Annotated in this window: 11 protein-coding genes; 9 read left to right on the forward strand and 2 right to left on the reverse strand. The window is 54.8% G+C overall.

Annotated elements, in window-relative coordinates:
* Positions 1-66: 66 nt before the first annotated feature.
* From AS89_RS0114585 to AS89_RS0114595, 3 genes are all read left to right on the forward strand, one after another.
* A complete protein-coding gene (locus AS89_RS0114585) occupies positions 67-1059 on the forward strand; it encodes a threonine ammonia-lyase (protein WP_237709702.1) in 993 nt (330 codons plus the stop codon).
* Positions 1060-1189: 130 nt separating this feature from the next.
* On the forward strand, positions 1190-1753 hold the full coding sequence (locus tag AS89_RS0114590) for a YbhB/YbcL family Raf kinase inhibitor-like protein (RefSeq protein ID WP_202798408.1): 564 nt from the start codon (positions 1190-1192) through the stop codon (positions 1751-1753).
* A gap of 74 nt (positions 1754-1827) precedes the next feature.
* Positions 1828-3183: an AmpG family muropeptide MFS transporter gene (locus AS89_RS0114595; protein WP_010133463.1), complete on the forward strand. Its 1356-nt coding sequence runs from the start codon at positions 1828-1830 to the stop codon at positions 3181-3183.
* A 14-nt stretch (positions 3184-3197) separates the two neighbouring features.
* Here the strand turns inward: AS89_RS0114595 and AS89_RS0114600 are convergent, their stop codons facing one another.
* Positions 3198-3506 carry an MGMT family protein gene (locus tag AS89_RS0114600; RefSeq protein ID WP_010133464.1) on the reverse strand — a complete coding sequence of 103 codons (309 nt, stop codon included), beginning with the start codon at positions 3504-3506 and terminating at the stop codon, positions 3198-3200.
* Between the two features lie 239 nt (positions 3507-3745).
* On the opposite strand from AS89_RS0114600, the gene AS89_RS0114605 reads away from it, so the two are divergent.
* The 5 genes from AS89_RS0114605 to groL all read left to right on the forward strand — a co-directional run bounded on the left by AS89_RS0114605 (position 3746) and on the right by groL (position 8385).
* Complete coding sequence (locus AS89_RS0114605; RefSeq protein ID WP_237709703.1) at positions 3746-4720, forward strand: DUF481 domain-containing protein; 975 nt, start codon at positions 3746-3748, stop codon at positions 4718-4720.
* A 78-nt stretch (positions 4721-4798) separates the two neighbouring features.
* A complete protein-coding gene (locus AS89_RS0114610) occupies positions 4799-5560 on the forward strand; it encodes an SDR family oxidoreductase (RefSeq protein ID WP_010133466.1) in 762 nt (253 codons plus the stop codon).
* A gap of 81 nt (positions 5561-5641) precedes the next feature.
* Positions 5642-6124 (forward strand): FxsA family protein, encoded by a 483-nt coding sequence (locus AS89_RS0114615; protein WP_010133467.1) that lies wholly within the window; start codon positions 5642-5644, stop codon positions 6122-6124.
* Between the two features lie 233 nt (positions 6125-6357).
* Positions 6358-6651, forward strand: a complete 294-nt coding sequence (locus tag AS89_RS0114620; RefSeq protein WP_010133468.1) for a co-chaperone GroES — start codon at positions 6358-6360, stop codon at positions 6649-6651.
* Positions 6652-6738: 87 nt separating this feature from the next.
* Positions 6739-8385 (forward strand): chaperonin GroEL, encoded by a 1647-nt coding sequence (gene groL, locus AS89_RS0114625; protein ID WP_010133469.1) that lies wholly within the window; start codon positions 6739-6741, stop codon positions 8383-8385.
* Between the two features lie 67 nt (positions 8386-8452).
* Here the strand turns inward: groL and AS89_RS0114630 are convergent, their stop codons facing one another.
* A complete protein-coding gene (locus AS89_RS0114630; protein ID WP_010133470.1) occupies positions 8453-9490 on the reverse strand; it encodes an integron integrase in 1038 nt (345 codons plus the stop codon).
* Positions 9491-10374: 884 nt separating this feature from the next.
* Between AS89_RS0114630 and AS89_RS0114635 the strand changes: the two genes are divergently transcribed.
* Positions 10375-10839, forward strand: coding sequence for a hypothetical protein (locus tag AS89_RS0114635; protein WP_010133471.1), 465 nt, complete (start codon positions 10375-10377; stop codon positions 10837-10839).
* Positions 10840-10954 lie beyond the last annotated feature (115 nt).

The raw sequence follows: 10954 nt of genomic DNA on the forward strand, positions 1-10954 counted from the left end.
GTCGCGTTAGTCAAATTCTTATTTCTGTACCGCCCTTCTTAGGGCGGTTTTTTGATGGGTAACCTTGTGTCTGATCTCTCTGTGGAATCCATCGATTTGCCTGAGGCCGCGGATATCTTTACCGCTGCCGAGCGCCTCTGTGGCCTGGTGCACCGGACACCCCTGATCAGGTCCTCAGCACTGAATGACATGCTGGGCGCTGAGGTGCACTTCAAGTGTGAGCACTTGCAGAAGGTTGGTGCCTTCAAGGCGCGCGGTGCGGCAAATGCCCTGTTTGAATTGCCTGCGGATACTGCCATGGTGGCAACCCACTCCTCTGGTAATCACGGTGCGGCACTTGCCTGGGCGGCGTCGCAGCGCGGTATCCAGTGTACCGTGGTGATGCCGGAAAATGCCCCTGCGGCCAAAAGAACGGCGGTTGCTGCCTACGGGGCAAATATCGTGCAGTGCGCCCCGACCCTGGCTGCACGGGAGGCTACCCTGGCGCAAGTGGTCGCCGAAACCGGTGCGCACGTGGTGCCACCGTTTGACGATGCGCGCATTATTGCCGGCCAGGGCACTGTGGCGCAGGAAGTACTGGGCCAGTGTCGTGCGCTCGGTTTTGAGCCCGATCTGCTAGTCGCGCCGGTCGGTGGCGGTGGTTTGCTGGCCGGTATTGGGTTGGCGGTATCGGCGCTGGCACCCCAGATAAAAGTATTGGGGGCGGAGCCTCAGGGGGCGGATGATGCTCAGCGCTCGCTGCGCGGTGGCGTGCGGATTACCGAGCAGGTGGCCGACACCATTGCCGATGGGCTGCGTACCACCCTCGGGGTGCGTAACTTCGCGGTGATTCGGGAAACCGTCAACGACATCGTGACCGTTACCGAGCCGGGGATCCGGCAGGCGCTGGATTTATTGTGGACCCGCACCAAGCAACTGGTAGAGCCATCCGCCGCGACGGGCATGGCCGCATTGCTGGAGCACCGTGCGCGCTTCCGCGGTAAAAAAGTTGTGGTAGTACTTACGGGGGGCAATATGGACTTGGCAGCCATTGCTACCCTGTTATCGGAATCACCATGATTCCTGCGTATCAGCAATCGCTGAAAAGTTTTGCGCGCGCGATGCTTCGTGGCAATGGCTGGGCGTTCAGGACGTGCAGGCGTGCGCGGATTAACAACGGTGGGCTGCTACACTGGGAGGGCGAAATTCCATGGCGCCTGTAACAATGCTTTTGCGCGCAATGACCGCCCTGGCGGGTATAGCCCTGGCTCTCGTGGTGCACGCTGAGGCCTTTGTATTGACGTCCACGGACTACACCGAGGGCGATACCTTGCGCGCCGCCCAGCTTTACTACGGGATGGGCTGCAACGGTGAGAATACCTCGCCGCACCTGGCGTGGTCCGGTGCGCCCGCGGGCACACGCAGTTTTGCCGTGGTGATGCGGGATGTTGACGCGCCTGCGGCAATCGATGCCTGGCACTGGGTGATATTCAACATTCCCGCCGAGGCGACAGAGTTGCCGACGGGCAGTGGCGACCCGAAAGCCGGCCTGATACCGGAGGCGGTGCAAAGTCGCGCGAGCTTCGGTGATCCCGGTTATGCGGGCGCTTGTCCGCCGCAGGGGCAGGGCGCGCATCGATATCAATTTCGCGTGTACGCGCTCAAGGTCGAGCAACTGGCGCTGGGTACTGAAGCCCCCGCTGCCGAAGTGGTCGCCCAGATTGAGGCCAACTCGTTGGCCGAAGCACAATTAGAAGTAAAAATTGGACGCTGAGGGTGGCGTTTTATCGCGACCTCTATTAGTGCACAACCTCCAGGCAAGCGGATAAAAGGAAGAAGAGCCTGCCCATGCAAGACACAAAAATAACCTGGGGACAGGCAATGCGGGTTTATCTCAAACCCAAAGTGCTGGCCATGTTTTTCCTCGGCTTTTCTGCCGGGCTGCCATTCCTGCTGGTGTTTTCTACCTTGGCGGCGTGGCTCACAGATTATGGAGTGAGCCGAACCACCATCGGTTTCTTTGGCCTAGTCGGCCTTACTTATTCCGTCAAGTTTGCGTGGGCGCCGGTGATCGATCATCTGCGTATCCCTTTCTTTAACGGCATGTTGGGAAAACGCCGCAGCTGGTTGCTGTTATCGCAACTAGGAATTGCCCTGTGTCTGTTTTTTCTCGCCAATCTCAATCCGCAGCTTGCCCTGACGAAAATTGCACTGATCGCCGTGGCTGTTGCCTTTTGTGCCGCATCTCAGGACGTCGTAATTGACGCATTTCGTATTGAATCCGCCAGTGAAGAACTGCAGGGCGCCATGGCGGCCAATTATGTGTTCGGCTATCGAGTGGCGTTACTGGTCGCCGGCGGGGGTGCATTGTACATTGCCGATATAGCCGACTGGTCAACTTCCTATCTCAGCATGGCGGCGCTGATGGGGGTGGGCATCATCACCACACTCCTAGTTGCCGAACCGGATCATACCAAGGCGGCGGAATTGGCGAAGCCGTTTGAGCGCGCGTGGATTGAGCGCATCTGGGGTTCAGGCGAGCACAGTGGCCTGAAAGAGTGGTTTGTAAAAGCGGTTATCTGCCCGGTTATTGATTTCTTCAAGCGCAACGGGCGCTTTGCCCTGATCCTTTTGCTGTTGATCGGTGTTTATCGCGTTAGCGACCTCGCCATGGGCGTTATGGCTAACCCGTTTTATCTGGATCTGGGCTTTTCGAAATCAGACATTTTCCAGATCGTGAAGGTCTTTGGTTTCTTCTTTTCCATTCTTGGTGCCTACCTCGGCGGCTTGCTGGTCGTGCACTACGGCATTATGCGCCCATTGATCCTGGGGGCGGTGATGGTGGCCGCGACCAATCTGCTGTTTGCCCACATGGCCCAGATTGGCCCGGACAAGAATTGGCTGGCGATCCTGATCAGTGCGGACAATGTCAGCGCGGGTATTTCCAATACGGTGTTTATTGCCTACCTGTCCAGCCTGGTGAATCAGGAATACACGGCTACCCAATACGCCCTGTTCAGCTCGCTAATGACCCTGCCGGGCAAATTCATCAGCGGTTTCTCCGGAATTGTGGTGGACACCCAGGGGTACTCCCTGTTTTTCACTTATGCCGCGATTCTCGGGATACCAGCGATCCTGTTGGCGATTTATGTCTGGTGGCGGGACAACCACAAGGCGGCAGAGGGTGACCCGACAACCAGTTAGCAATGCTGCGTCCGTCATGGCCGCCAGAGAAATTGTTCCAGGTCGACTTTGCCGCGTACCAGCGAGATGCCCTCGGCCTCCAGCCTGCTCTTCTGCCGCTGATATCCCGGTTCCGGGAGAGAAATCTTTCCCTGCGCGTTGAGAACCCGGTGCCAGGGCAGGGTGGTGTCGCGCGGCAGCTTACGCAGCGTCTGTCCCACCAGTCTGGCCGCCCTCGGCAAGCCGGCCATCTCCGCCAATCCCCCGTAAGTCACCACGCGGCCCTCTGGGACCTGGGCGAGTGTAAGGCAGATGCGAGTTGTGGCATCATTGTTTGCTGACATTGGTTTCTGCATCCGGTTGTACTGAATGTTTGGAAACTGTTTTTCTTTTCGCCGAACCCCTGAATTATTAGTTTCTCGCAATTAATAATGTCAAGCTATTGGAAGGTCGTTTCGTGCTGTCTGTTGTGCCCCGTTTTCCCGTTTTTTCCGCGAATTTTTTCTCTTTTTTTGCAATAAGTTGGCTGAAAGTTGCGCCTGAGTTCCTTGTTGCCGCTTTCCTCGTCGCTGGTTTCCTTGTCGTGCCCGCCGCACACGCAGGTGTGCTGAGCCTGGCCAATGGCGACCGCATTTATGGCGAGCTGGTGATCGTGGAGAAGGACCATGTGATCTGGCGTTCGGAAACCTTTGGCGATATTACGGTGGAGAAAGCCAAGATTCTGTCGCTGGAAACCGATAAGGACCTGAAGATTGCTGGGCGCGATGAACCCTGCGCGCTTGCTGGTCACCGTCGCCAGCAGTGGGAACTGTACTGCGATGAAGGCGCTGGTTGGGTGATGGATTTCCCCGCCATCGATCGCGCCGAGCCCTACGTGAATTTTGTCGGTAACCCAATCGTCTTCCACGGCAATGTATCCGCGGCAGGGGTGTTCGAGGACGGCAACCGCGACCGGCAGGACTGGGACGTCAACGTGAACTTTGATGTGCGCCACGGTGATTTTCATCACCTGATTGGCACCCAGTACCAGAACCAGAAAAACCCCGAAATTGATGATCTGGAAAAGTACCGGCTGAGCTACGACCTGCGCTGGATCTTTGCCGAGAAATGGTTCGCCGCCGGCAACAGCGCGTTGCTACATGAGGAAGCGCGCAACCTGGACCTCAGCACCACACTGGGTCTCGGCCTGGGTTACCTGTTTTTCGACACGGACAAAGCCGCGCTCTCCATCCAGGGTGGTGTGAGTAGCCTGCAGGATGAGTACATTGACCCGAGCCTCAGTGAAGACTCGGGCAAGCGTTACGCTGCGGGCCGATCCGCGTGGGATTTCCGCTACAAGTTCGATTTGGGCCCCGAGGTGTATTACAACCAGGAGGTTCTGCAGTCGTTTGAAAGCAGTGACGACTACCAGAGCACTGCGGAAATTGGCGTGCGCACGCCGCTGGTGAAGGGCATTTTGATGGAGGTCAAATATGCCTGGCAGTATGACAATACGCCTTCCATCGACAGCGAAAAGCAGGATACAAAAGTGACGGTTGGAGTGGGCTATTCCTGGTAAACCGATTCCTGGTAAAACCGTTCGCATAAGAATAACAGGCTCGATATACCGAGCCATCGACATGAGTGCTGAGAGTTTATGAAGATTGAAAATAGCGTTGTGGTGATTACCGGTGGTGGTCAGGGTTTGGGGCGTGCCATGGCCGAACACCTTGCCAAACAGGGTGCACGCCTTGCCTTGCTGGACGTGAATCAGGAAGCGCTGGACCAGAGCGTCGCTGCCTGCGAGGCCCTGGGCGCAGAGGCCCGCAGCTACCAGGTGGATGTCACCAGTGAAGAGGCAGTCGACCAGTGTTTTGCGGCAATCACCGCGGACTTTGGTGCCCTCGATGTGCTGGTGAACAACGCCGGTATCATGCGCGACGGTATGCTGCTAAAGGTGAAAGACGGCAAGGTGACCGATCGTATGTCGCTGTCACAGTGGCAATCGGTCATCGACGTCAATCTCACCGGGGTGTTCCTGTGTGGCCGCGCCGCCGCCGGCATCATGGCCGAGCGGGGCAACGGCGGTGTCATCATCAATATCTCCAGCGTCTCCCGTGCCGGCAACATGGGGCAGACCAACTACTCTGCGTCCAAAGCGGGGGTTGCGACCATGAGCGTGACCTGGGCCCGCGAGCTGGGGCGCTACGGGGTGCGTGTTGCGGCCATCGCTCCCGGGTTTATTGGTACCGAGATGGTGGCGCAGATGCGCCCGGAAATCCTCGACGGCCTGATCAAGCAGGTCCCCCTGCGCCGTATCGGCGAACCGGACGAAGTGGCCAGCACCGTGGCGTTTATCATCGAGAACGACTATCTCTCTGGCCGGGTAATTGAAATTGATGGCGGCGCCCGCATCTAATTACCTCCTGTAACCATTCCCAGGCGCTTGTAATCGCAGTTCGCAATATTGTTAGCAAGCGCTTCTTCAGAGACTCTCGCCATGCGCCCATTCCTGCTGCTGTTTATCATCATGCCCATCCTGGAGATGTGGGTACTGATCCGTGTGGGTGAGGAAATCGGTGCACTACCGACCATTGGCCTGGTGCTGCTGACCGCCGTGGTCGGGTTGGCGCTGCTGAAACGGCAGGGGCTGTCCACCATCTTGCGGGCCCAGCAAAAGATGGCCGTGGGTGAGCTGCCCGCGCAGGAAATGGCCGAGGGCATATTCCTCGCCGTCGGTGGCGCATTGCTGCTTACCCCCGGGTTTATTACCGACGCCATTGGCTTTGCCTGCCTGATCCCGGGGATTCGCCACTTGTTTCTGGGTAAGCTGCTCAGCCATGTCGTGGTGGTGCGTGGCCCCGGTCACCCGCCGGGCGGCGACCATGCACCCGGCTCCCAAGCCCAGCCGGGGAAAAACCGCCCCCACGATGTTATCGAGGGTGATTTCAAGCGCGAAGACGACGACAAAACCCCTCGTTAATGCTGGTTTTTTGAGCAGTTTTGTTGCCGTCGGGCCCACGCTGCTGCAATCCTGAAAATTTCTACGGGTTTTTTTCGCCGCCGCCGTTGAAATCCCACTTTCCCTCCCACATATACCTTCCACCTAGATTTTCCCTGCGCCCGAAGCTCGCGCGCAGGAACGGAGCCCGCCTCACCTATGGGGCAGGCCCAAATGTAAATGCAACCCTAAAACGACTCATTGGAGAGCAATCCATGAAAATTCGTCCTTTACACGACCGTGTAGTCGTACGCCGTAAGGAAGAAGAACAGAAAACTGCCGGTGGCATCGTTCTGCCTGGCGCAGCGAAAGAAAAACCAAACCAGGGCGAAGTGGTTGCCGTGGGCGAAGGCAAGCAGCTGGACAACGGTGACGTTCGTGCACTGTCCGTAAAAGTGGGTGACACCGTTGTATTCGGCCGCTACGCCGACAGCAACACCCTCAAGGTGGACGGCGAAGAGCTGATCATCATGAGCGAAGGCGACATCTACGGCGTACTGGAAGGCTAAGCCCCGAGTTTAGCTTCAGCTAACTCTGACTAGTTCTCACTAGCTCCAGTGTTAGGCAACCACGAACAGAATTGAGGAATTAAGATCATGGCAGCAAAAGACGTAAAATTTGGTGACGACGCTCGCCAAAAAATGCTGAACGGCGTAAACATCCTGGCCGACGCAGTAAAAACCACTCTGGGCCCCAAAGGCCGTAACGTGGTTCTGGACAAAGCCTTCGGCGCGCCGACCGTAACCAAAGACGGTGTATCTGTCGCCAAAGAAATCGAGCTGAAAGACAAGTTCGAAAACATGGGCGCGCAGATGGTGAAAGAAGTTGCTTCTAAAGCCAATGACGCTGCCGGCGACGGCACCACCACCGCGACCGTTCTGGCGCAGGCGATCGTTGTTGAAGGCCTGAAGTCCGTAGCTGCTGGTTTCAACCCGATGGATCTGAAGCGCGGTATCGACAAAGCCGTTGCTGCAGCCGTTGATCACCTGGCAAGCCTGTCCACTCCGTGTGAAGACAGCAAGTCCATCGCCCAGGTTGGCACCATCTCTGCCAACAGCGACGAGAGCGTTGGTACCATAATCGCTGAAGCGATGGAAAAGGTTGGTAAAGAAGGCGTTATCACCGTTGAAGAAGGTTCCGGCCTCGAAAACGAGCTGGACGTGGTTGAAGGTATGCAATTTGACCGCGGCTACCTGTCTCCTTACTTCATCACCAACCAGGAAAACATGACCGCTGAGCTGGAAAGCCCGTTCATCCTGCTGGTCGACAAAAAAATCTCCAACATCCGCGATCTGCTGCCGCTGCTGGAGCAAGTAGCCAAGGCGTCCAAGCCGCTGCTGATCATCGCCGAAGACGTAGAAGGCGAAGCGCTGGCGACCCTGGTTGTAAACAGCATGCGCGGTATCGTGAAGGTGGCTGCGGTTAAAGCACCTGGCTTCGGCGACCGTCGTAAAGCCATGCTGCAGGACATCGCGATCCTGACCGGTGGTACCGTGATCTCTGAAGAAGTTGGCCTGGAACTGGAAGCGACCACCCTGGAGCACCTGGGTACCGCCAAGCGCGTAACCCTGTCCAAGGAAAACACCGTAATTGTTGACGGTGCTGGCGACGTAGCCGACATCGAAGCGCGTGTTAAGCAAATCCGTGCCCAGATCGAAGAGTCTTCTTCTGACTACGACAAAGAGAAACTGCAAGAGCGCGTAGCCAAGCTGGCTGGCGGTGTTGCGGTGATCAAGGTTGGCGCAGCCACCGAAGTTGAAATGAAAGAGAAGAAAGCCCGCGTTGAAGACGCGCTGCACGCTACCCGCGCTGCGGTAGAAGAGGGCGTAGTACCTGGCGGTGGTACCGCACTGGTTCGCGCAACTCAGGTAATCTCTGTAGTTGGCGACAACGAAGACCAGAACCACGGTATCGCAGCAGCCCTGCGCGCCATGGAAATGCCTCTGCGTCAGATCGTGAGCAACGCTGGCGACGAAGCCTCTGTTGTTGTCGACAAGGTGAAGCAGGGCGAAGGTAACTTCGGCTACAACGCAGGTACCGGCGAGTACGGCGACATGCTGGAAATGGGTATCCTGGACCCAGCCAAGGTAACCCGCTCCGCACTGCAGGCGGCTGCCTCCATCGCTGGCCTGATGATCACCACCGAAGCTATGGTTGCTGAACTGCCGGAAGACAAGCCGGCTGCCGGTGCACCTGACATGGGTGGCATGGGCGGTATGGGCGGCATGGGCGGCATGATGTAAGCCAGCCTTACCGGTCTATCGAAAAAAGCCCCGCATTTGCGGGGCTTTTTTTATGGGTAAAAACTCTTCAGCTGGCAATAGAGTATACGGAGCGATTCTCTTCGATACCTCGATTGGGTGATAGTCGATCGACAGGGCTCAATACGCCTTTCCCCCCTCTATTGACAACATGTGTATAAATCTCTGTTGTAGCGATATCCGAATGGCCGAGTAACTCTTGAATCGTGCGTAAATCGTAACCCGCTTCCAAAAGGTGCGTTGCAAAACTATGTCGGAATGCGTGAGCCCGTGCCGGTTTGTTAACACCCGCCGCCCTAACAGCCTTGCGGATATGTTTAGAAAGCGCTGTAGCATGCAAATGATGACGACGCAGTTCGCCACTTCGAGGGCAGGGACCAATACGGGATGATGGGAACAAGAACTGCCAACCTGTATCTCTGGCTGCGTTGGGGTATTTCCGGGCGAGAGCGTCAGGCAAATAGACGTCCCCATAACCCGCAGCGATATCCTCTGCGTGGAGCAGCTTCACACGCTCGATTTGGCGCTCCAATAATGGAATAAGTGCTTGCGGCAACATAGTTGTACGATCTTTGTTGCCTTTGCCGCTGCGCACCAAAATGTTATTACTACCAAAATCGATGTCTTTCACCCGAAGTGCAAGGAGCTCTGCGCTTCGTAGACCCGTACCGTACATTAATTCGACCATAAGCCGCGGCGTGCGCTCTAGCTGTGACAAAATAGCCTGTATTTCAGTGCGGCTATACACAATTGGCAGGCGGCGATACTGCCTTGCGGGTTTGAAGTTCAAGCCCTCAAGGCTTACGCCAAAATAGCGTTTGTACAAATAGACGAGCGCATTTAGCGCAATCTTTTGTGTATTTACCGAGCAAAATTTATCCACTGATAAATTACTGAGAAATTCCTCTACTTCAACGACACCAAGCTCTTTTGGGTGGCGAAGTTTGTGAAAGTGGATAAATCGCTTTATCCAATGCACGTACGTCTGCTCCGTACGATAGGCGAGCCCAGCCTCACGAATATGCCGCCTTAAAGAGGTTACAAACCTTGAGGAGGATTTCTCAATAGTGTGTCGGATGTCATCCATGGCCAACCCCTACATAACTGTTTTTATATACAGTAGTTATGGTGAGTCCCGTAGTCAATAGCCGAAATATGAAGCGAAGTCTCCTATTTCCAGAATCAAACCTGTAAGTCATTGACTTTTAAGGCTGTTGAAATATGCTCAATAGCCTACGGATGAATTAGCCGACCGAAGCCAGAGTCTTTATATTTCAGATGAATTTCGTGCCATCGGCAGCTTTCCCATTGATTTGAAATGAATTTTCATAGGGAGCGAATCTCTGGCTCTAGAAATAGCTGCCAAAAATATATAAAGCCTTAGGCTTATGAATAAACTGTTATAAGTCATGAAAACCAGGATTATCGTATCTCTACTTTTAGTTCCTTCGTTAGTACTGGCAGGTGGCGATAGTAGGGAGGTAAGTCTGAAATCTCTCTTTCAAACTGCCGAGAATACTTATGTACTCAAGTATGTAGAAGGAGGTGGGGTAGATGTCTCCACGCTGCATTTGTCGTACGATGCAGAGCGATATAGCAAGTATGCAAGATTTCTAACCCAGGAAAGATTTGATCAGGCGATAAGCCTATTAAATAGGCAGTTAGCTAGTAAGCAGGTAGTATATTTAGGTTCCTTTGGTGGTGGACCATGCCTAGTTGATAAGGCCAAGCAAGTCTATCGTAGTGATGCATTAGATATTTACGAAGGTGGTCGCGTGGTTTATGTGTTCTGCCGGTACCGCTGAAAACTTATAACAAAGCCGGGCAACTAGGCTCCGGGCCTTCGGCCCTCCGCGGGACAGCTTACCTTGTGCACCTTTTGCGCAGGTCGCTGTGCTCCCATTTTTGCGCAAAATGCGCACAAGGTAAGCTGCCCCTGCCGGCGGCGTTAAGCTAAGGAGAGCATTGACCATGAGAGTATTCTTTTCAGCAATTTTATGCTTTTTTTCGGTGTTCGCTCAAGCAGATGAAAAGGGTGAAGTTTTCAATTTCATAGAATCCTTTTATATGGAATTCAATCGTACGTCTGATCCAAAAAGTATTGCGGCCTTTTTTGCAGACTCTCCAGTGTTTTTTCTTGGCGAGCAGCCGGCAGTCTCAAAGAGTCAAGACTTTGCACCTAGAATGGTTGAATTACTTCGGGATAGCATGGCTATAAAAGAATTCCCATATACTGGCGTGGAAATTGAATTCGCCAAAGTGTCGAAGGATGGCTCTGCAACCGCAGCGGTCATCTTCAAGAGATCAAAATCCAACCATAAGTATCAGAAAGCTGCGTGCAATATTTTTTCCTTAGCAAAGCTAGGCGGGAAGTGGAAAATTTTAGGCTGGTCTACACATTCCACGGTTCAGGAAGATCGTTGTACCTGGGCATAGCTTAACAATCAGCGGCAGAGCGACAGCCAACGCTACGCACCTTTTGTGTTACTCGCTGTCGCTCAAACATTAACACAAAAGGTGCTCCGCGCTGGCTGCGCCTGCGCTGGGCGTT

Origin of the sequence: Microbulbifer agarilyticus S89, from assembly GCF_000220505.1 — a bacterium.
In the GTDB taxonomy this organism is placed as follows: Bacteria; Pseudomonadota; Gammaproteobacteria; order Pseudomonadales; family Cellvibrionaceae; genus Microbulbifer; species Microbulbifer agarilyticus_B.